The sequence below is a fragment of the Nonomuraea cavernae genome, from assembly GCF_040655715.1.
GTDB classification, from domain to species: Bacteria; Actinomycetota; Actinomycetes; order Streptosporangiales; family Streptosporangiaceae; genus Nonomuraea; species Nonomuraea cavernae_A.
The window spans coordinates 1-22,226 of record NZ_JBFAKL010000008.1 but is presented as its reverse complement, the minus strand read 5'-3'; the positions used below and the strand labels follow the sequence as shown (position 1 = coordinate 22,226).

Below are 22,226 nucleotides of genomic sequence, written 5' to 3'. Positions count from 1 at the left end.
CCGCTCCATCTCCCGGTACGTCTCGCCACGGTTGGTGATTGCCCAGGCATCAGCGGGGTCGAGCTCGATCGCACGGCTGAAATCGGCCAGCGCCTCATCGTAGCGCTTCACCAACCGGTAGGTCTCGCCACGGTGAGCGGTGGCCCAGGCATCAGCGGGGTCGAGCTCGATCGCACGGCTGAAGTCGGCCAGCGCCTCGCTATAGCGACCTATCCAGCAGTAAGTTTGGCCGCGCCGAGAAATAGTCCAGACGTTGTCTGGGGCAAGCTCAATAGCGCGATTGAAGTCTCCCAGCGCACGCTGTTCCTGATCGGCATAATATGCATGCCAAGCCCTTTGGCTCCGAGCGAGCGCTTCAACGTCCGGCAAATAGCGGGCGAGATCAATAATGACGCTAAGGAATCCCGTGGTATCGCTTTCTCCATCAGGGAGGCTTTCACTTAATCTCCTACCCCAGGAGCGCAGATCCTCGTCGCCGGAGTCGGCGATCGCCTGATTGATCGTATCTAGCAGGCGATTAACAATCGAGACGTTAGTTCGGCACGCATATACGCTTTGCTCCAAGATCTCCGACATAGAGGTCATTGGATTCGCGCAGAGGAGATGATAAATGCGATCCAAGGTATGATTCTGCCACGCAGCACTCTTCCACGCATCCCTGGAATCCGATGCAAAGCATTGACGCCAGTCGGCGTGAACATCAGCTAATCTAGTATGTATCCTTCTCCATGTCTGAGGAGATCGATTACGATGCATCCTAAGCATGGACGCACGAACCACGTCGTGATATTGACACGTTCCCGCACTATCTGCCACGAATGGCATCTGACGTAGCCATTCGTAAGCGCCCTGCGATTCTCCACCGATCTCGTCGACTAGTATATTCAAGATATCCTGATTGAAGCGGCGGGGAAAAGCGGCGGTCAGGGCGACAGACCGCCTCGCCGCGTCATCCTCCCACTTCAGGAAGCGCTCGACTGCATCACCGCTGCGATCCCCAACGGCCGATAGATCGTCTGGCTTGTTCTCGGCCAACATCGCCACTAACAAAGGGAGCCCACCAGAAAGCGAAAGAATGACTTCCACGACGCTTTCGTTATCAATGCCCTTACTGGCCAATAATTGACGCGCCTCTATTTCGGTGAATGGCACCAATGGGATATCGGCTGTTATTCCAAGGTACGCCGACCAACGGTTAGGGTTTAGAGGCACCTGACCGGCAATCGTTATAATCAAAGTCGCGGGAAGTGCGCCGTATCTGCCCGTCAGCAAGTCTAGAAGCCAGTCGTCGAGAAAGGTGGAAGTGCGTTCATACGTGTCAAAGAACAGCGCTAGCGGCTTTCCACCATCTCCTAGTACAGCCAGCTCCTGAATCAGGATAGGGGTCAGTTCATCGGCGGGTGATAGAAGTAGACGGATATCGCCATGATTGCGGAACTTTCTGCTCAGGTAGACCCGAAATTTGTTGGCCTGGTCGGTGAGAGCTTCCGCATCTACCAATTCAACAAGAGAACCTGCCACCGGAATACTTTTCGCAGTATGTAAGCCTACTTTCACAGCAGTTTTGGTGAGAAACCCACCGGTATCTTGCGGAGCATCAGGGTCCGCCTCAGTTTCTCGCAAACGATCCGCATAGGTAGCTAGGCGTTCTTCTAGACTCTTGAGCCTCTTGCCTTGAGAGGCGAAATCTGAGGCAATCGCTCCAAGCGTTTCGGGAATCCCGCGCGCATTCTCGTCAGAGAACGCACAGATTCCCCCCTTTTCGCTAACCAGGTGCCGTAATTGTTGCACTAGAAAACTCTTCCCGACACCTGCATTACCGTGGATATTGAAGATAAATCGGCGCCGCTCGTCATCCAATGACAGGCCGAGATTCTGTTGGAATTGCGCCAATTGCCCGGTTCGTCCCACAAAGCTGCTTCGCTGGCGGCGCCGTACAATCTCCTGCAATGACAGCGGAATCTCGCCCATGCATAGCTCCTACGCCCTTACGCCTACGGCCACATCCACCATGCCGGGCTAGTCTGTCACCTCCGGCTAGACTTCGCGCCTCGTACGCTGGGAAGCGATGCCGGCGCAGGGAGTATGGCCCAGGCGCACGCTGACGGCCGAGTGCGATGTGATGTGGTGCATTGGCTACGTAGCTCGCCTTGAGCCGAGAGAATGGCTTCGGGCTTGATCGTTCCCCAATATCTCCCCGCCTGGCCCAGCAAAGCGTATGCCATGGATTGTTTGTGCAGGTCAAAGACACGATCGGGTCGTACTGACCCTCTGCCTCATAATCCGTGGGTCGTGGGTTCAAGTCCCACCCGCCCTACCTACTCCACCTGCGGTGCAGCACTCAACTTCGTATCCGCGGGTCGTCGATCCGCCGGGTGGGGGACCGAAGGGGGACCGTCAGTTTCGGACGCCTCCCTCAACGCGATCCTCCGAGGCACCAGAGCAACCGACGCCTCAGCCGCCGAACGCGCCATCTCCGGCAATACTGCTGTGCAGATGTCAGACGTGATCCCGATCGACGGGTGCCGCAGCATCGCCGACACATCCTTCATGTCTGTCCCCGCTGCCAGGCTGAGCGCCACTTACCGCCCCACGTCCTCTTCTCTTCCACCTGCCGCTCGCGGTGCGCCTGCAGCACCGCCAACGTCCCTGACTCCAACGCCACCGCGGCCTCCGACGCCCGCGACTTCGGCTTCCCCTCTTCCACCCGGCGGCCCACGTTGGACAGTTGCCTGGCCACCGTCAGAACGCCTTCCCAGTTCGCCGTCTACCCACCGCGCACCGCACGCCTCACCTCGCCGCAGCCCCCGGAACGCCACCAGGTGGTACAACGCGTATAATTGGTCCCCAACGGCGTGGTCGAGAAACGCGCCGAGCTGGGCCGGTGTCCACACCATCACCGGCGACGGCCGCCGCGTCGCCAGCCACGGGGCGATCATCGCCGGGGCCGAGGAAGCGGCTGCCCAGGTGGTCACCTTCAGCGCGTCCACCGACCAGGAGGAAGTGCCCTGAATGCCTACGCGGTACAGCCCTCTCGCGGGGCTTCGGCTGGTGGCGGGATCAAGGACGGGACGCCTTGCGGGAGTGTCGACACGATGGCGCCGCCGCAACGTCCCGCATGGACATCCATCATTCCTCGTCAGCCACGGCGACCACGACCAGCGGGCATCGGGTGTACTGGACCAGCGCATGGCTGACCGATCCGAAGAACGCGGTGACAGGGCCGCGCCCCCGTGATCCGACGACCAGCAGTCCGGCTCCTGCGGACGCCCTCAGCAGCACGTCCACGGGATGCCCACGGATCGACCGCGTCACCAGCTTGACCCCTGAACGGCGCGCGTGGAGATCCGCGACCGTCTCCGCCAGCAGGCGCCTGCCCGCCTCCTGTGCGGGGCCCTTCGCCGCCCGGCCCTCGCCCACCGGGCTCCAGGCGTGGACCGCGTGCAGTTCGGCGCCGCGCAGTGCGGCCTCCGCGAAGGCGAAATCCGTTGCGGCACGGCCGCCCGCCGAGCCGTCGACGCCGACGACCACCTCGTTGCGCGACCGCTCGGGTGGGTCGCCTACCACGACCACCGGACAGCTGGCCTGGCCAGGCACGCCCAACGCCACCGAGCCGGCCAACTGCTCCCAGAACCCTCCTGTTCCGTGGCTTCCGACGACCAGGAGTTCGGCGTCCTTGGAAGCCCTGACCAATCCGAGCCGAGGATCACCGGTCAGCACCTGCGCATCCGCCTTGACTTCACCCTCTTCCCGCCGCGCGTGCCGCAGGGCGTCTGTCACCACGACCATGGCATGCTTACGCAACCATCGCCGGACCTGCTCGCAGGACGCACCCGCGGAGAATCCAGGCCTGGCATGACGTGCACGAGACGAACCGTGACGCCTCGCATCGCGGCCTCGCGGACCGCCCATGCCACCGCCACGAGGCTCGCCCGCGAGCCGTCCACACCCGCCACGATCACGATGCCCCCATGCGTTACGAGCCGATTTCCCGTCCCGGGTGGCACCCCTGACGGAGGGCCGGGTCAGGGCTCGGCTTCCCCGGCACCGATCATCGGCCGCATCACGATCCGGCGCCTGCGTCGCGTTGCCGTGGAGCGACAGCGCCCTCGCAGTCAGCGGCGGCGATGCAGCCACCGGGATGTCACCCGATCCGCGAGGGGCCTGGACCCCTGCGGCGGGGCAGTGGGGCTCGATGCGGTACGCCCATGGCTCACCGAACCGCGGCTGGCCCCCCGCCAGGTCTCACGCCTGTCGCGTTCGAGGCCGCACCACGGCGACCGGGCAGTTCACGTGGTGCAGTACCGCGTGGCTGACCGAGCCGAGCACCGCGGAGGCGAAGCCACCCAGACCGCGCGAGCCGACCACCACCAGATCCGCCGTTCCGCCCGCCTGGATCAGGACATCGGCCGGATGGCCGACCACTTGTTCGCCGATGATCTCGACATCCGGGTTCTTCTCCCGCCAGGGCATCACGCGCTCGGCCGCCATGAGAATCTCCTGCTCGCGGGCGCCCTCGAGGATCTTGCTGTATCCGGCCGCCAACGGCGGGGCGATCGACATCTGCCAGGCGAACACGACGTACAGGGGCACGCCGCGGGCGCGGGCCTGCTCGAGGGCGTACTGCACAGCCGCCTCGGATTCGTCGGAGCCGTCGTCTCCGGCGACCACCCGCCGCCCGTACTGGACGACGGACGGCCCGCGGACGATCACGACCGCTCCGGCGGCATGCCCGGCAACCCCCAGGCCGACCGAGCCGACCACGAGCCCCGCGAACCCGCCGACTCCCCGGCTGCCCAGCACCACGCTGTCCGCGGACGCCGACTCACCGACCAAGGTATCGATCACATGGCCGGGCAGCAGTTCCGTGGTCACCTCGACGTCGCGCGTCAGACCGCGTGCCCGATCGGCGGCCGCGGCCAGCACCCCCGCACAGACCTTCGTCCCCTCATCCCCGTAGCCCCATTGCTCGCACACATGCACGATTCGCAGGCCCAGCCCTCTGCGCTGGGCGTCCGCGGCGGCCCACTCCACGGCCGCCGTCGCCGGTAGGGACCCATCCACGCCGACCACGATGTGTCCGGCCATCACGCATCTCCTCCTACTTTCACCAGCCTCACGCGGCGTCCGCCCCCAGCGCCGGTGGACAAGGCGACCCTGGTGGTCGTCGGGAGCCCGCACGAACGGTTCGGCTCCGTGACCGCAGCCATGTTGCGGCCATGCACCCTGCCCGGTGGCGATCGCCCGCCAGGGGTCGTCTGCGTGGCGCGGCCGGGTGCGCGGACGGTCACCAGCCGGGCGGCATGACCGAAGCCCGAGCATCGCCGTCTCGAAGCGCGGCGCGGTCAGTGGTGGTGGCTTCATCGGTCAATTCATCAGCTCGCCACGACCGACCGTGCAAGCTCCCTGTGCCGCGCGAGTTTTGCTCTTTTAACCAGCATTCCCCTAGGAAACCGATATCAGTCCTCGCGACGATGAGCGCCATCCACGCACTCCGTGGCCCGGCTGGTCCCCGACCAGCCATGGCTCCACCTTCGGCGCGATCGTGCACGGCTGGGTGCCGGCCCGCTCCAACCGGGCGCTCACCGGGCCGGATGTTCCAAGGTCGAGATGTCGCCCTCGGGCAGGCCGAGTTCGCGAACCTTGAGCAGGCGGCGCATGACCTTGCCACTGCGGGTGTGCGGCAGGTTCTGGTCGAAAGCGATCTCCTTGGGGGCGACCGCGCCCAGCCGGCGGCGGGCGAAGGCGATCAGTTCCAGCCGGAGCGGCTCGCCGGGCTCGTAGCCGGGATTGAGGGTGACGAAGGCCTTCACCAGTTCGCCGGCCACCGGGTCGGGCTTGACGGCTGCGCGCCACGGAGATGACCGAGGCCACCATCACCGTCACCAACCTCGGAGACCTGGGAGTCGAGCTCGTTCACGGCATCGTCCATCCCCCGCAGGTGGCCCTCGTCGGCTTCGGCAAGATCCTCGACCGGCCCTGGGCAGTCGACGGCCTGCTCGGCGTCCGGCCCCTCGTCACCGTCACCCTGGCCGCCGATCACCGCGCCACCGACGGCTTCACCGGCGCCCGGTTCCTCGCCGTCGTCGAACGGCTGCTCAACCATCCGGAGGAGCTATGACCCCGCAGCAGGCACGGGAGCTCATCTTCCTCGCCGCCCATATCGGAACCAGTTGATCCGACGCTCACGGCAGCGCCCCGGCTTTCTGCTCCGGTCAAGGCCACATCGCCCTGGTGACCACGCTGATCGTCCGCTGCCACGATCGGCGCTGCGCCGTGCTGTTGGAGCGGTCCCCGAGCACACTGTCCCCATGGACACCGCGATCGTGCTCTTCAACCGCGACCTGCGCGTGCACGACCATCCGGCTCTCGCCGCCGCCTGCGAGCGGGCCGGCCAGGTGGTGCCACTGTTCGTACTGGACCCATCCATACCCGGGGACGCACGGCACGGCTTCCTGTTGCAGTGTCTGGCCGACCTGCGCGCCTCGCTCCGGCAGCTAGGAGGCGACCTGGTCGTACGGCAGGGGGACGCCGTCGCCGAGACAGTGAAGCTGGCCGGTGAGGTGGGCGCGGCGGCGATCCACGCCAGCGCCGACGTCAGCTCGCTGGCCCGGCGGCGTGAGGCACGCTTCGCCGAGGAGCGGATCGAGTTCTTGCGTCATCCCGGGGTGACCGTCGTGCCCCCGGACGCGCTGCGGCCCTCCGGCGGCGGTGATCATTATCGGGTCTTCACCCCCTACTGGCACGCCTGGCTGCGCCATCGCCACCGGCCGGTGCTGCCGCCTCCGCACCGAGTCCGGCTGCCATCCGGCCTGGCGCCCGGCCGGCTGCCCCGGCCCGGCACGGACCCGGCCATGCCGGGCGGCGAGTCGGCGGGCCGCGAACGCGCGGACCGGTGGCTGCGGCAGTTCCTTGCCGGCTACGCCGACGGGCACGACGACCTGGCGGGTGACCGCACCTCGCGGCTCAGCCCGTATCTGCGCTTCGGCTGCGTGTCACCGCTGGAGCTGGCCTGCCGCGCCGAGCGCAGCGAGGACTTCGTCCGCCAGTTGTGCTGGCGGGACTTCCACCACCAGGTGACCTACGCGTTCCCTCGCATCAACCGCGAGAACTACCGCCACAGGGAACGCCGCTGGCGGCACGACCGCGACGCGCTGTGCGCCTGGCGCCGCGGCATGACGGGGCTGCCCATCGTGGACGCGGGGATGCGCCAGCTTCTCGCCGAAGGCTGGATGCACAACAGAGCCCGCCTGATCGTGGCGACGTACCTGGTCAGACGGCTCGGCCTCGACTGGCGCGACGGCGCGCGGCACTTCTTCCAGCACCTGCTCGACGGTGACGTGGCCAACAACTCGGGCAACTGGCAATGGGTGGCCGGGACCGGCAACGACACCCGGCCCGGCCGCGGCTTCAATCCTCTGCGCCAGGCCAAACGCTACGATCCGGCAGGCGCCTACGTCCGCAGGTACGTGCCCGAACTTGCCGATGTTCCCGGCGCGAAGATTCACGAGCCATGGCGGCTGCCGTCCCTTCCCGCCGGATATCCCGCGCGACTGGACGGCACCGACGGGTAGGCACGGCCGCGAACCACCCTGCGACGCGGGAGTCGCTGATCACGGAGGTGTTCGGCGACGAGCCGGCCACGTGCGCGTGGGTCGTGGACGAGGCGCTGGCCGATCCGGACCGTGGCGCGGGTTCTACTCGGCGATCGAGAAGGTATGCGCGATGCCGGCCTCGCTCACCGGTGCGCCCGCCGTTGGGCCCCGCAGCACCACGAAGCACTCGGCCGTCCCCGAACCCGGCGGCCGTTCCAGGCAGGATCACCTGAAGTCGATCTTCGCCAAGTCGGGCACCGGTTCACGCGACGATCTGATCGCCCGGCTGTTCCTCGATCACCATGCCCCTCCTTGACGTCGGGAGCCTGTAAAACGTCGATGTGGTTGTGAACCAAACCGCCGGTGGCGTAGTCGATCAGAGAAACGCTTGCCAACGGCGGATTGTCGCCTGAGCGAAAGGTGATCTTTATTGGAATCGACATCTTCGCCCGACATGCTCTTTATTTTCGGGTTGGCAAACCTGGCGTGCGGCGTCTGGCTGCTGCGCAGGTCACGGCGGTTCCGCGCCCGCGGGGTCCGGGTACCCGGCGTGGTCACCGGCCTGGAGAGGAGCAGTGACCCCGATAGCAATGCGTGCTATCCCATCTTCCGCTTCACGACCCGCGATGGCCAGGAGTTCGAGATCACCTCGCGTTACGGCGAGAGCAAGCCTCCTCAACCAGGAGATCGCGTCACGGTCCTCTACGACCCTGACAGGCAGCGAAATGCTCGCATCGACACCGGTGGTCAGGACGGTTCCACGATGGGAAGGTGGGTCGTGGGCATAGGCCTTTTCCTCATCACCCTCGGCGTGCTCACCGCCTTCGAGATCATCTGATTCTGGCGCGAACTCCGCGGTCTCTGGCTTCGCTGCCATCGTTCACCCGATCAACCAGGGAGCATTCATCTCCACGCTGGTGTTGGTCCACGGTTTCTGGCACGGCGCCTGGTGCTGGAGCGAAGTCGTCCCCCATGTGGTGGCCCGCGGCCGCCTGACCGTCGCGGTGGACATGGCGGGGCATGGGCTGTACGCCCGTCGTCCTCGGTGGTTCACCGAACCGCCGTACGACCCTGAGGCGGTCGGCACCGAGGTCTCGCCCGTGGCGGATGTTACTCTCGACGACGCGGCCGAGTTGTTGACCTCGCAGATCAAGCGGATCGGCGGCGGCGAGCCGGTCACGGTGGTCGCCCACAGCGCGGCCGGTCCCGTACTGACGCGAACGGCCCAGCAGACACCCGAAGGGGATCGGTGCCGCGCACGTACATCGTCTGTACGCGGGACATGGCCATCCGGCCGGGCCTGCAGGCGAAGTTCATCGCGGAGGCCGACGCGGCGTACCCGGACAACCCGACCTCCGTCGTCACGCTCGACGCCTCCCACTCGCCTTTCCTCTCCAAGCCCGGCGAACTGGCCGACATCCTCATCCCACTCGGCTGAAACGACGGCGTAGTACAGCGGACGGATAGATCTTGCGGATGCGCACACCGCTCAGACGCCCCGCCACCGTCGCGGGCAGTTCGTCCGGCCTGCGGTCGGCCACCTAGCTCACGAGGCCGGCGGCCGCGCACGAGAGGTCGCTGACGATCGTGTTCGAGCGCATCAACCAGGATCTTCAACAAACCCGGCGCGGTTCAGCTCTCACGGTCGCGCATCCTGTGGGCCTCGTCGATGATGAGGTCGAACCGCGGCTGCAGGTGGCTCAGGCGTTCGAGTGCCCGGTCGGCGATGCGCAGCGATCACGCCGTGCAACGGCGGGTCCTCACAGCCCTCCAGCCGGTCCGCGAAGCCTCCAGATGACGCGGCGTCAGCTGATCGAGGTTACGGTCGAATCGCTGCCTCATTTCGGCCTGCCACTTGTACCGCAGGACGGACGGGGTGACGACCAGCACGCGATCGAGTTCTGCTTGAGCCAGAATTCCGGGTCACTCGGGTCGCCCTGGACGCGGACGAGTGATCGCTCGGTGAACCGCTTGATCGTCCCCCGGATGTCGACGCTGTACAGGTAGCCACCGGGGACAGAGATCACGGCCGTGACACTGCCCACGACGTCGCCCCCCTCGGGACGAACCATGTCGCCGATCCTGAACACGGTGTCCCCGGACAACAACTCGGCCTCGTCCCACATGCGCTGCCGCACCGCCCAGGCCGCGATGAGATGGCCGGAGGTGGTGAACCGGTGCTCCGCGCCGGCGGCTGCGACGGGCTCGTTGCCGGTAAGAACAACCAGCGCGTGGCAGTCCCCATCAACCTGAATCGCATATGCGCCCTTATGAAGCTGCTTCGTTTTAGGGCTCTCCTCGATATTTCTGACCTCAGGTGCGCGTGATTTCAGTCCACCCCTTTCTCCCTCCGCGACTTTTCCGATAACTAGGCATCTCAGGGCGAAACGCGCTAAGCCAGTCCAGATCTACAAGCGAGGGCCGATACCACAAGTCGTTCATGTGCTACTCCAGAGGGCTGCGTATTGGTTAAGAAGTAGACGTCCCGGATTCCATCAAGATGACTTTCGAGCTAGATTCTTTAACTCTTGTCTCCTCTGACCTCACGCGACCTTGGAGCCAGCGGTTGCGTGCTACCTGACTCGACACCATTGCTATGTGAACTCAGTCAATGGTGATGCTACAACTGGAGGAGCTTCTATGTGTACTCCGGCGGTGCGGATCACCGCAGGCGGAGAGCGAGGGGGTTCGTGTGGACCAGAACGTGGTCGCGTACCGGTTCCAGCTGCTGGCGGCCTTGGGCAAGGGCAACATGGGCGAGGTCCACCGCGCACGGGATCTGGAGGACGGCAACCGCGAGGTCGCAGTGAAGCTGATCCTTCGAAGCAGGTCTGGAACGGTCCTCGACTCGCGCGCAGACGCTAAGGCGGTGCAGCGGTTCGACCGCGAGGTGCGCATCATGCGCCGGCTCCGGCACCACAATCTGCCCCAGACGATTGCCGGCGGCGTCGACTCCTCCGGCCTGCCGTACCTGGCGATGGAGCTTTTCGACGGCGAGTCTCTCAGCGACCTCATCTCCGAGCACCCGCAGCTCCCCGTCCCCTGGGCCGCGGCCCTGGGAGCGCAGATGGCGGACGCGCTGTCCGCCGCTCATGCCGTCGAGGTCGTTCACCGCGATCTCAAGCCCGGCAACGTGATGCTGCTGCGCGGCGGCCTGGTCAAGGTCCTCGACTTCGGCGCGGGCCGGATCACCGGGGACATCGAGCACAGCAAGATCACCAGCACGGGTGTCACGGTCGGCAGTGCCCGCTACATGGCCCCCGAGCAGTTCCGCGCCTCGGCCGTCACCCAGGCCGCGGACCTGTACGCCCTGGGCTGCGTGCTGTTCGAGATGCTCACCGGCGTCCCGCCGTTCCACAGCGAGTCCGCCTACGAACTCGCCCAGAAACACCTCACGGAGCGACCACCCCCCATTGGCCTGCTCCGCTCCGACGTCCCGCAGGACTTCACACGCCTGGTGGAGCGGTTACTTGCCAAGGACCCGGCCGACCGTCCCGCCGACGCGGTCGCCGTCCGGGAGGCGCTGCTGCCGTTCGCAGAAGGGGTGGCGCACGTTCCCGGCTGGTCGGACTTCGATCCGGTGGCCCGCCTCAAGCTCAGGCCGACCGACCAGGGGCAGGCTCCCACCCCGGCGCCGGACCCACGGCAGGCGGGCGCCGGCATGGACGTCTTCGGCGTCCACCAGCAACTGCTCAAGGACTACAGGGCGTTCACCGAGGGCGGCACGATCATCCGCGACGGCCGGATCGCGGCCTTCGTCGAGGACGACCTGGACGCCAAGTCCCAGTGGCCCGACCCGTGGGTCTCGCTGAACCCGTTCTTCAAGTCGGGCGGAACGGTGCTGGAGGCGTCCCAGAACGGGATCCTGCACCCGGAGTGCGCCCGCATCTTCCAGGTCGGCAAGACCGAGGACGGCACGGAGTGCGACGGCCGGCCGCTGACGCTTCACCAGCACCAGCTCGAAGCCATCAAGACCGCGCAGTCCGGCAACTCGTACGTGCTCACGACCGGCACGGGCTCCGGCAAGTCCCTGGCCTACATCGTGCCGATCGTCGACAGGGTGCTCAGGCAGCGGGACCAGGAGGACCCGAAAGCGCGGAAGCGGGTGCGCGCGATCATCGTCTATCCGATGAACGCCCTGGCCAACAGCCAACTCAAGGAGCTGGAGAAGTATCTGAGGGACGGTTACGGCGCCGGCAGGGAGAAGGTGCGCTTCGCCCGCTACACCGGTCAGGAGGACGAGGCCAGCCGCAAGAAGATCCGCGACGATCCGCCGGACATCCTGCTCACCAACTACGTGATGCTGGAGCTGATGCTCACCCGGCCCGAGGACCGCAGGTCATTGATCGTGATGGCCGAGGGGCTGGAGTTCCTGGTCTTCGACGAACTGCACACCTACCGTGGCCGGCAGGGCGCCGATGTCGCCCTGCTCATCCGCCGGGTACGCGACGCCTGCCGCGCCGAGCGCCTGCAATGCATCGGCACCTCCGCCACCATGGCCACCGAGGGCACGGCCCAGGACCGCCGCGACGAGGTGGCCCGGATCGCGACGACGCTCTTCGGCACGCCCGTCGACACCGCGAACATCATCGGGGAGACGCTGGTCCGCGCGACGGGAGAGCCGCCGGAGACGGTGCCGGTCGAGCGGCTGAGTGCGCCCGGGGCTCCCCGCGCGTACGAGGACCTGGTCAAGGATCCGCTGGCCCGCTGGATCGAGACGCGCTTCGGGCTCACCGTCGACGAGGAGGGACGGCTGGTCCGCCAGCACCCCGCCAAGATCGAGGAGGCCGCGGCCGAGCTGGCCCGGACGAGCGGCCTGGACCCGGAGACGTGCGCGGAGGCGATCCGGGCCACGCTGAAGGCGGGCTCGGAGGCGTGCCATCCGCTGACCGGCCGCCCGCTCTTCGCCTTCCGGCTGCACCAGTTCCTGTCCAAGGGCGACACGGTGCACGTCACGCTGGAGGACGAGTCGAGCCGTCACCTGACCCGCGACTACCAGCTCTACCAGCCGGGCACCGACGGCAAGCTCCTGCTGCCGCTGGCCTTCTGCCGTGAGTGCGGCCAGGAGTACCTCACCGTGTGGCGCTCGGAGAAGAACGGCAAGGTGGTGTACGGGAACCGCCGGGAGACGACCGCCACCGGCGGCAGCGCCGAGGACGGCTACCTCTACATCGACTCCACCCATCCGTGGCCGGCCGGCGTCGAGCAGGCGATGAAGGATCGCCGGCTGCCCGAGTCCTGGCTGGAGTTCGACGCGCACGGCGCGGAGATGGTGCGGGACTCATACCGGCCGAGGGTCCCCCGCCTGGTGGCCGTGGACCCGTACGGCGCAGAGGGGCACGGCGAGCTGCAGGCCGCCTTCATCCCGGCGCCGTTCCTGTTCTGCCTGCATTGCGGGGTGAGCTACGAGCAGGTACGCGGGAAGGACTTTGCCAAACTGGCCCGGCTCGACCAGGAGGGCCGCTCCTCGGCGACCTCCCTCATCTCCGCCTCGATCGTCCGCTCGCTCAAGGAGGTGCCGGCCGAGGCGCTGAAGAAGGAAGCCCGCAAACTGCTGACCTTCGTCGACAACCGGCAGGACGCTTCCCTGCAGGCGGGGCACTTCAATGACTTCGTTCAGATCACCCAGCTCCGCAGCGCGCTCTACCACGCGGCGACGGCGGCGGACGCGGACGGCATCCGGCACGAGGATCTGGCCTCCCGGGTCTCCGGGGCGCTGGGGCTGAGCCCCGGCGACTACACGGCGGATGACGATCTGCCGCCGTCCATGGCGGCTATGGCGGCGAAGACGCTGCGGGACGTGATCGCCTTCCGCCTCTATCTGGATCTGCAACGGGGCTGGCGGGTCACCATGCCCAACCTGGAGCAGACGGGTCTGCTGGTCATCGACTACGCGGACCTCGATTGGCTGGCGAAGAGGGACGAGCGGTGGAACGACACCCAGCCTGAGCTGCGCCGGGCCGAGCCCGGGCAGCGCGCCGAGATCATGCGGGCGCTGCTGGACGAGATGCGCCGGTCGCTCGCCATCGACGTCGAGTACTTCCGGGAGGACTTCGACAGCCTGCAGCGCGCGAGCGAGGAGCGGCTGAAGGATCCGTGGCGGCTGGCCGGTGGTGACCGGCCGAAGGTGAGCACCGCCTACCCTCAGGGCTCCCGTCCCGGCATCGACCGTTCCGGGTTGTTCCTGTCCGGGAGGGGCAAGTTCGGCAAGTACCTGCGGCGGATCCACTTCCCGCAGGTGTCGGCCGACGACGCCCAGCTGATCATCGCGGACCTGATGAAGGTGCTGGCCAAGGCGCATTTGCTGACGCCGTTCGAGGCCGCGCCGCAGCGGGCCGGCCGTTACCGCCGCCCTTCAGGTCCGCCCATCACCGGTTACCGCATCGCCGCCGCCTGCCTCATCTGGCGGGCGGGCACCGGGGAGAGCGGCAGCCACGACCCGCTGACCCGGACCTATGCCAGCGGCGACGGCCCGCGCGTCAACGTCTTCTTCCGCGATCTCTACCGTGACACGGCCGCCGCCCTCGCGGGCCTGTCGGCTCGTGAGCACACCGCGCAGGTGTCGCCACCGGACCGGGAGCGGCGCGAGGAGGAGTTCCGCAAGGCGGAGCTGAAGCTGCTCTACTGCTCCCCCACGATGGAACTGGGCGTGGACATCTCCGAGCTCAACGCGGTGATGATGCGCAACGTGCCGCCCACGCCCGCCAACTACGCCCAGCGCAGCGGCCGGGCGGGCCGGCAGGGGCAGCCGGCGCTCGTCACCACCTACTGCGCCACCGGCAACAGCCACGACCAGTACTACTTCCGCCGCTCCGACCGGATGGTGGCCGGGGCGGTCCGCCCGCCGCGGCTGGACCTGGCCAACGAGGACCTGGTCCGCTCGCACGTCCAGGCCATCTGGCTGGCCGAAAGCGGGCTCAGGCTGGGCAACAACATTCCGACGCTCATCGATCTGAGCTACGACAAGGGCGCCCGCCGCCCCGATCCGAAGCTGCTCCTGCACGCCACCGTCGAGGCGGACGTACGCGATCAGGAGGCGCGGCGGCGCGCGGTGACGGCAGCCCATAACGTGCTCGACGGGGTGCTGGCCGGTTTCGGCGAACCGCCCACCTGGTGGCATGACCAGTGGATCGAGGAGCAGGTGCGGCGGGCTCCGGAGGAGTTCGACCGGTCCTTCGACCGCTGGCGCGACCTGTTCAGGGCGGCCCTCGCCGACCAGGCCGAGCAGAACCGGCGGCGCCTGGACCACACACTCACCGACCGCGACCGCAAGATCGCCGAGCTGCAGCGCAAGCAGGCCGAGACCCAGCTCGACCTGCTGAAGAACGAGAGCGTGGACAGCCGGTCACTGCTGTCGGACTTCAACCCGTACCGTTACCTGGCCAGTGAGGGCTTCCTGCCCGGCTACTCCTTCCCCCGTCTGCCGCTGGCGGCGTACATCCCGACGACGGGGCGGCGCTACGGCGACGGCGACTACCTGCAGCGTCCCCGCTTCCTGGCCATCAGGGAGTTCGGGCCCGGCGCGCTGATCTACCACGAGGGCAACCGCTACCAGGTGGATCGCATCCAGTTGCGGCCCGACGCCTCGGGCGAGGTGGTGACCACGGAGGCGCAGCGCTGCGCCGGTTGCGGCTACCACTACGACTCGGCCGAGCGCGCCGACAAATGCGAGGTGTGCGACGCGGTGCTGCCCACGCCCACCCGCGGGCTGCTCCAGCTGCACACGGTCTACACCCGGCGGCGGGAGCGCATCTCCTCGGACGAGGAGGAGCGGCGCCGTGCGGGCTTCCGGCTGGTGACCTCCTACCGCTTCAACGATCACGGGCAGCGTACGGGCCGCCGGGACGCGCTCCTGGCCGACGCCGCCGGGAAGCTCGCGACGCTCTCCTTCGGCGACTCCGCCACCGTCCGCATCTCCAACCTCGGACGACTGCGCGCCAAGAAGGACGAACCGGACGGCTTCTGGCTGGACCCGGCCGACGGCCGCTGGCTCAACGAGCAGGCGGCGGCCGACGCCTCAGGCGACTCCAGCGAGATGCCGGTGGTCGACGCCGACGGCAACGAGAAGCGGCAGCGCAAGCGGGTCATCCCGTACGTGCAGGACACCCGTAACATCCTGGTGCTCAAGCTCGATGAACCCTTGCCCGTGCCGGTCGCGCTCTCCCTGATGTACGCGCTGGAGCGCGGCATCGAAGCCGCCTTCGAGCTGGAGGACTCGGAGTTGACCAGCGAGCTGCTGCCGCCCAACGAGGGGCCGCGGGATCGCATGCTGTTCACCGAGGCCGCTGAGGGCGGCGCCGGCGTGCTCCGGCTGATGCAGTCGGAGCGGGGCGCGCTGGCCCGCGCCGCCGCCGAGGCTCTCGCGATCTGCCACTTCGCCCCCGACGGCGCCGACCTGGGCGGCCCGCGCCCCGACCGGAAGTGCGCCCGCGGTTGCTACGACTGCCTGCTCACCTACGGCAACCAGCTCAACCACGCCGACATCGACCGGCACTCGGTCCGCGACCTGCTGCTGCGCCTGGCCGCCGCCGAGGCCAGACCGACCGGGCGCGGCGAGAGCCGTACCGAGCAGCTGAAGCGGCTGGACGGCCAGTCGGAGACCGGGCTGGAGAGCAGCTTCCTCGCCTGGCTGAAGGAGCAGGGGCTGCGCCTGCCCGACGAGGCGCAGACGTTCATCACCGAGGCGCTGGCCAGGCCCGACTACGTCTACCGGCTTCCCGGCGTCAAGCTGGCGGTCTTCGTCGACGGCCCGGTCCATCAGGACGCGGTGATCGCCGAGCGGGACGCCGAAGCCGAGGAGCGTCTCTTCGACCAGGGCTGGGACGTGATCCGCTTCAAGCACGACGCCGACTGGGCGGCGGTCGCGTCCCAGAACGAGCGCTACTTCGGAACCATGACCACGCGAGGGAACAGCTGATGCCCGCCTACTCCGCCGGCTCCCTGGTCTCGGCCAGGGGCCGCGACTGGGTGGTGCTCCCCGAGAGCGCCGCCGACATGCTGGTGCTGCGCCCGCTGGGCGGCTCCGACGACGACGTGGCCGCCGTGTTCCCGGCGTTCGAGGAGGTGGTCAGCGCCAGCTTCGCGCCGCCCTCGCCGAAGGATCTGGGCGACCAGCACGCGGCCGGGCTGCTGTGCTCGGCGCTACGCATCGGCTTCCGCTCCGGCGCGGGGCCGTTCCGGTCGTTGGCCGGGATCGCGGTGGAGCCGCGGGCGTACCAGCTGGTCCCGCTGATGATGGCGCTGCGCCAGAAGACCGTTCGCATGCTGATCTCCGACGACGTGGGCATCGGCAAGACCGTCGAGGCGGGGCTGATCGCCGCCGAGATGCTCGCCCAGGGCAGTGCGGAGCGGCTGGCCGTGCTCTGCTCGCCGGCGCTGGCCGAGCAGTGGCAGGAGGAGTTACGGACGAAGTTCGGCATCGACGCGGAGCTCGTCTTAGCCAGCACGGTCTCCAAGCTGGAGCGGGGCCTTGATCTGGGGCAGTCGCTCTTCGACCGGCACCACAGGGTGATCGTCTCCACGGACTTCATCAAGTCCACCCGGCACCGTGACGACTTCGTCCGCCACTGCCCCGACCTGGTCATCGTCGACGAGGCGCACACCTGCGTCGCGGCCGACGACAGCACCTCCACCCAGAACCAGCTCCGCTACGAGCTCCTGCAGCGGATCGCGAAGGAGCCCGAGCGGCACCTGCTGCTGGTGACCGCGACGCCGCACAGCGGAAAAGAGAGCGCCTTCCGCAACCTGCTGGGCCTGCTCAGCCCCGAGCTGGCCTCGGTCAAGCTCGACTCGGACGCCGGGCGGCGGCTGCTCGCCCAGCACTTCGTGCAGCGCAAGCGGGCCGACGTACGCCTCTTCCTCACGGTGAACGACGGCCTGGCCGACGACAGCCAGCGCGAGGACACCTCCTTCCCCTCCGACCGCTATTTCAAGGACGAGACCTACCGCCTCTCCCCCGCCTACCGGGCGCTGCTCGAAGACGCCATCGCCTACGCCAGTGAGCGGGTGTCGGCGGCGGGCGAGCAGGGCAAGCGGGAGTCCCGCATCGCCTGGTGGTCGGCGATCGCGCTGCTGCGTTCCATGGTCTCCTCTCCTCGTGCCGCCGCCCAGACCCTGCGGACCCGTTCGGCCGCCGCGGTGGCCGCGAGCGCGGAGGAGGCGGACCGGCTGGGCGCCCCGCTGACCAGCGACGCCTCCGACAGCGACGTCATGGAGGGCCTCGACGTCGCGCCCGGCGCGGAGACCGGCGAGGCGGGGGCGCGGCTGGCCCAGCTCGCCGAGCGCGCCGCGAAGCTGGAGGGCCCGGACGAGGACCTGAAGCTGGCCGCCCTGGTCAAGCACCTCAAGGCGCTGATCCGCGAGGGCTATAACCCGATCGTCTTCTGCCGTTACATTCCGACCGCCGAGTACGTCGCCGAGCACCTCGACGGCAAGCTCGGCAAGAAGACCGTCATCCGGCACGTCACCGGCACCCTCTCCCCCCAGCAGCGCCTGCAACGCATCGAGGAGCTGGCCGACGAGAGCGCCGACGCCCCGCGCGTGCTGGTGGCCACGGACTGCCTGTCGGAGGGCGTCAACCTCCAGCACCACTTCGACGCCGTCGTCCACTACGACCTGGCGTGGAACCCGACCCGCCACGACCAGCGCGAGGGCCGCGTCGACCGCTACGGCCAGAAGCGCGACGTCGTCAAGGTCATCACCCTGTACGGCAGCGACAACGGCATCGACGGCAAGGTCCTCGACGTCCTCATCAAGAAGCATCGCCAGATCCGCAAGGACCTCGGCATCTCCGTCTCCGTCCCGGACGCCGCCTCCACGGGCGTCACCGACGCCATCGTCGAATGGCTGCTCATGCGCGAGCGGCAGCCCGACCAGGAGGCGCTGTTCGAGCTGGAAGAACTCGACCGCAAGGCCGAGACCCTGGAGGCGGAGTGGAACTCGGCCGCCGAGCGCGAAAGCACCTCCCGCTCCCGTTTCGCCCAGCGCTCCATCCACCCCGAGGAGGTGGCCCGCGAGGCCGCCGCCATCCGCGACACCCTGGGCCGCTCCGACGAGGTGCGGCGGTTCGTACGGAACGCGCTGGACGCGCTGGACGGCGTGATCCGTGAGAGCGGCGTCCCCGGCGACTTCACCGCCGACATCAGCGGAACCCCGACCGGCCTCCGGGACGCCGTCGCCCCGGTGATCGGCGGCGAGCTGAGCCGCCCGATCCCGTTCCGCACCACGCCGGCGGTGGCGCGGGGCGAGGCCGCTCTCGTCCGCACCGATCCCGTGGTCGGGGCGCTGGCCGGGTACGTGCTCAACACCGCCCTGGAGACCGAGGGCAGACGGCCGGCCAGGCGCTGCGGAGTGATCCGCACCGGCGCCGTGCGGACCCGTACGACGCTGCTGCTGGTCCGCTACCGCTTCCATCTCACGCTGCCGTCCCGCTCGGGAGAGAAGCAGCTCGTCGCCGAGGACGCCCGGCTCCTGGCCTTCCAGGGCTCGCCCGCCGGCGCGCTCTGGCTGCCGCCGGAGGAAGCGCTCCAGCTCATCGACGCGACCGCCGACGCCAACACCGACCCGGTCTTCGGCGAGCGCACCATGACCCGCGTCCTCGACGGCCTGCCCGCCGTCGGCGGTCGGCTGAGCGAGTACGGCAAGCAGCTCGAAGCCGAGCTGGAGGACTCCTACCGCCGGGTGCGCAGCGCGTCCGGCGAGATCGTCCGAGGTCTGGACGTCACCGTTCAAGAACCCGCCGACATCCTCGGCGTGTACGTCTACCTGCCCGCCGGAGGGGTCGTCTGATGTCCGCAGTCACCCGCAACCAGGTCTTCTCCGCCGTTCACACTGTCGGTGGGTTGCTGCCCGCCGACATGCTGCTGCGCATCTCCGAGGGCAAGGGCGTCCCCGGCGACCGACCGGCCGACTACAAGGTCATCGGCTCCCGTACGGTGCGGGACGACGCCGAGCGGCACTGGGAGTACCTCAAGTCGGTGTGGAAGGAGCTGCGGGAGAAGCTTCCCGTCGCGCCCGAGGCCGAGACGCCGGCCGATCCCACCGGCCTGGCGATCTCGCAGTGGCTGGTGCCGCTCTTCGCCGAGCTCGGCTTCGGCGAGCTCTCCGCCGTGGGCACCGCCGGCCTCCCGTCCGATGACGGCAGCCGCACGTTCGCGATCAGTCACCGCTGGCAGCACGTTCCGATGCACCTGGTCGCGTGGAACATCGACCTGGACAAGCACCGCCGGGGGCACATCCCGCCGCAGTCGCTCGTCCAGGAGTTCCTGAACCGGAGCGAGGCTCACCTGTGGGGGGTCATCACCAACGGGCGGCGGCTGCGGCTGCTGCGCGACTCCAGTGCGCTGGCGACGGCCTCGTACGTGGAGTTCAACCTTGAGGCGATCTTCGACGGCGAGCTGTTCAGCGAGTTCGTGCTGCTCTATCGGCTGCTGCACTACACCCGCTTCAGGACCGAGGACGGCGAGGCGCCGTCGGCCTGCTGGCTGGAGAAGTGGCGGGTCGAGGCCATCGTCTCGGGCGTACGGGCTCTGGAGAGCCACCGTGACGGCGTGCAGCGGGCGATCACCGCACTCGGCACGGGTTTCCTCAAGCATCCGACCAACGAACGGCTCCGGGCCGAGCTGGACGTGGACAAGTTCCACGCCGCGCTGCTCCGGCTCGCCTATCGGCTGATCTTCCTGTTCGTCGCCGAGGACCGAGGCGCCCTGCACACGCCCGAGGCGGATCAGCAGGCCCGCGACCGCTACGAGAAGTACTTCTCCTCCGTCCGTCTCCGCCGCCATGCCCTCCGCCGGCGCGGCACCTCCCATACTGACCTCTACCAGGCGTTGAAGATCGTCCTGGACGCCTTGGGAGACGTGGAGGGCCGGCCAGAACTCGGCCTGCCCGGCCTGGGCGGGCTCTTCGACGACACCAGCGCGGACGCCCCGCTGCGCGACGCGCTGATCTCGAACGCCCACCTGCTGGAGGCCGTCCGGCACCTGGCCCGGGTCAAGGACGAGGGCACGACCAGGTGGCGCACCATCGACTACCGCAACATGGGCGCGGAGGAACTCGGCTCCATCTATGAGTCCCTGCTGGAGCTGATCCCCAAGCACAGCGCGGTGGACCGTACCTTCGAGCTCGTCAATCGCCTGGGCAACGACCGTAAGAAGACCGGCTCGTACTACACGCCCAGCTCACTGATCGAAACCCTGCTCGACTCCACGCTCGACCCTGTGATCGACGACGCGCAGAAGCGGGGTGAGATCAGGGCGTCGGCGGCGGGCGAGCCGGACGCTTCCGATCGCATCGTCACCGAACTGCTCTCCCTGACCGTCTGCGATCCTGCCTGTGGCTCCGGCCACTTCCTGGTCGCCGCCGCCCGCCGCATCGCCAAGCGGGTCGCCGCCGTACGGGAGGGCAACCCGGAGCCGACGCTGGATGCGGTACGGCATGCGCTGCACGAAGTCATCGCGCAGTGTGTCTACGGGGTGGACCTCAATCCGATGGCGGTCGAGCTGGCCAAGGTGTCGCTCTGGCTGGAGGCCCTTGAGCCGGGCCAGCCGCTGGGCTTCCTGGACGCGCACATCAAGCACGGCAACGCCCTCATCGGCGCGACGCCGGCCCTGATGGAGAACGGCATCCCGAACAAGGCGTTCAAGGCGGTGGAGGGGGACGACCCCAAGTTCGCGGCGTTCCTGGCGAAGCAGAACGACAAGGAGCGTTCGGGGCAGAGCACTCTGTTCCCTCTGGGCACCGAGACGAAGGCGACCAACGCTGCCCTTGCCTCCGGCCTGCGTGCCATCATCGACGCGCCTTCGGGCACGCTCGCCCAGGTCCACGACCAAGAGGCGGCCTACCAGGCGTGGAAGTCCGCACCTGAGTACGTCCAGGCCCAGCACCTGGCCGACGCCTGGTGCGCGGCGTTCATGTGGCACAAGACCAAGGACGCTCCTCCCGCGATCACTCATGACGTCTTCCTTGCGCTGCGGAGTGGGCAGGCCGCCGCTCTTCCTCAGAACACTCACGACGAGATCGAGCGGCTACGCGATGAGTACCGGTTCTTCCACTGGCACCTCGCCTTCCCAGACATCTTCGCCGTTCCAGAGCACGCCGGTTCGGATGTCGACCCCGCCACCGGCTGGGCAGGCGGCTTCTCGTGCGTGCTGGGCAATCCGCCATGGGACAAGGTGGATTTCGAGGATAAGAAATACTTCAGTATGGTTGAGCCGTCGATAGCGGCTATTGCTGGCCAGGCCCGCCGCAAGCGAATTATAGAGTGGGTCGCAGATAATACGGATGGGGGCAAGAAGTACTGGGCTGCGCGGCGCCGGGTGAAATCAATGTTCCTCTTTGCGAGCGCTTCAGGAACGAACCCACTCTGCGGCAAGGGACTTACGGCAAAGGGCGTGAACTCTCTCCAAACCGACCAGCTTTTTGCCGAGAGATTCGCCATGATAGTTTCCGCATCGGGGCGATTTGGTTGTATCGTCCAGACATCTATAGCGACAGGAGCGGGAGCACAGTACCTTTTCCAAGACCTTGCACGACGGGGCGTAGACATTCAGCTTGTGCGCGATAAGTGACGGGTGTTCTGGTCTCGTCGCACCGTGTGACTTTGATCATCTCGGCCAGGCGTGGTGAGATCGT

14 protein-coding genes and 2 pseudogenes are annotated in these 22,226 nt (G+C 67.7%); 9 read left to right on the top strand and 7 right to left on the bottom strand.

Annotated features, from left to right (window positions below; all coding sequences use genetic code 11):
• From AB0I38_RS13595 to AB0I38_RS13570, 6 genes and pseudogenes are all read right to left on the bottom strand, one after another.
• A partial coding sequence (locus AB0I38_RS13595) for a tetratricopeptide repeat protein (RefSeq protein ID WP_358466583.1) occupies positions 1-1,971 on the bottom strand: 1,971 nt, incomplete at its 3' end.
• A gap of 1,158 nt (positions 1,972-3,129) precedes the next feature.
• Entirely contained in the window at positions 3,130-3,780 is a 651-nt protein-coding gene (locus AB0I38_RS13590; protein ID WP_358466581.1) for a universal stress protein, read from the bottom strand.
• On the bottom strand, positions 3,777-3,917 hold the full coding sequence (locus AB0I38_RS13585; RefSeq protein ID WP_358467111.1) for a hypothetical protein: 141 nt from the start codon (positions 3,915-3,917) through the stop codon (positions 3,777-3,779). Before AB0I38_RS13585 ends, AB0I38_RS13590 begins: the two co-directional genes overlap by 4 nt.
• A 328-nt stretch (positions 3,918-4,245) precedes the next feature.
• Positions 4,246-5,088, bottom strand: coding sequence for a universal stress protein (locus tag AB0I38_RS13580; RefSeq protein WP_358466579.1), 843 nt, complete (start codon positions 5,086-5,088; stop codon positions 4,246-4,248).
• A gap of 199 nt (positions 5,089-5,287) precedes the next feature.
• Positions 5,288-5,485, bottom strand: a complete 198-nt coding sequence (locus tag AB0I38_RS13575; protein WP_358466577.1) for a hypothetical protein — start codon at positions 5,483-5,485, stop codon at positions 5,288-5,290.
• 97 nt (positions 5,486-5,582) lie between these two features.
• Positions 5,583-5,831, bottom strand: a pseudogene (locus tag AB0I38_RS13570) (AMP-binding enzyme); the annotation flags it as partial.
• Between the two features lie 14 nt (positions 5,832-5,845).
• Between AB0I38_RS13570 and AB0I38_RS13565 the strand changes: the two are divergent.
• The 6 genes and pseudogenes from AB0I38_RS13565 (at position 5,846) to AB0I38_RS13540 (ending at position 9,033) form a co-directional block, all read left to right on the top strand.
• Positions 5,846-6,121, top strand: a complete 276-nt coding sequence (locus AB0I38_RS13565; protein WP_358467109.1) for a 2-oxo acid dehydrogenase subunit E2 — start codon at positions 5,846-5,848, stop codon at positions 6,119-6,121.
• Positions 6,122-6,311: 190 nt separating this feature from the next.
• Positions 6,312-7,574, top strand: a complete 1,263-nt coding sequence (locus AB0I38_RS13560) for a cryptochrome/photolyase family protein (protein WP_358466575.1) — start codon at positions 6,312-6,314, stop codon at positions 7,572-7,574.
• 151 nt (positions 7,575-7,725) lie between these two features.
• Positions 7,726-7,911, top strand: a complete 186-nt coding sequence (locus AB0I38_RS13555; RefSeq protein WP_358466573.1) for a hypothetical protein — start codon at positions 7,726-7,728, stop codon at positions 7,909-7,911.
• A gap of 156 nt (positions 7,912-8,067) precedes the next feature.
• Positions 8,068-8,433 carry a DUF3592 domain-containing protein gene (locus tag AB0I38_RS13550; protein ID WP_358466571.1) on the top strand — a complete coding sequence of 122 codons (366 nt, stop codon included), beginning with the start codon at positions 8,068-8,070 and terminating at the stop codon, positions 8,431-8,433.
• Between the two features lie 79 nt (positions 8,434-8,512).
• Positions 8,513-8,833 (top strand): annotated as a pseudogene (locus AB0I38_RS13545) (alpha/beta fold hydrolase); the annotation flags it as partial.
• Between the two features lie 11 nt (positions 8,834-8,844).
• Positions 8,845-9,033 carry a hypothetical protein gene (locus AB0I38_RS13540; RefSeq protein WP_358466569.1) on the top strand — a complete coding sequence of 63 codons (189 nt, stop codon included), beginning with the start codon at positions 8,845-8,847 and terminating at the stop codon, positions 9,031-9,033.
• 400 nt (positions 9,034-9,433) lie between these two features.
• Here the strand turns inward: AB0I38_RS13540 and AB0I38_RS13535 are convergent, their stop codons facing one another.
• Positions 9,434-9,733, bottom strand: coding sequence for a hypothetical protein (locus tag AB0I38_RS13535; protein WP_358466564.1), 300 nt, complete (start codon positions 9,731-9,733; stop codon positions 9,434-9,436).
• A 554-nt stretch (positions 9,734-10,287) separates the two neighbouring features.
• Here AB0I38_RS13535 and AB0I38_RS13530 point away from each other — a divergent pair.
• Genes AB0I38_RS13530 through AB0I38_RS13520 form a run of 3 tightly spaced genes read left to right on the top strand, consistent with a single transcriptional unit; the run spans position 10,288 to position 22,162 of the window.
• Positions 10,288-16,512: a protein kinase domain-containing protein gene (locus AB0I38_RS13530; RefSeq protein ID WP_358466560.1), complete on the top strand. Its 6,225-nt coding sequence runs from the start codon at positions 10,288-10,290 to the stop codon at positions 16,510-16,512.
• Positions 16,512-19,382: a DEAD/DEAH box helicase gene (locus AB0I38_RS13525; protein WP_358466558.1), complete on the top strand. Its 2,871-nt coding sequence runs from the start codon at positions 16,512-16,514 to the stop codon at positions 19,380-19,382. The genes AB0I38_RS13530 and AB0I38_RS13525 overlap by 1 nt, the downstream gene beginning before the upstream one ends.
• Positions 19,382-22,162: an Eco57I restriction-modification methylase domain-containing protein gene (locus tag AB0I38_RS13520; RefSeq protein WP_358466556.1), complete on the top strand. Its 2,781-nt coding sequence runs from the start codon at positions 19,382-19,384 to the stop codon at positions 22,160-22,162. Before AB0I38_RS13525 ends, AB0I38_RS13520 begins: the two co-directional genes overlap by 1 nt.
• Positions 22,163-22,226: the final 64 nt, after the last annotated feature.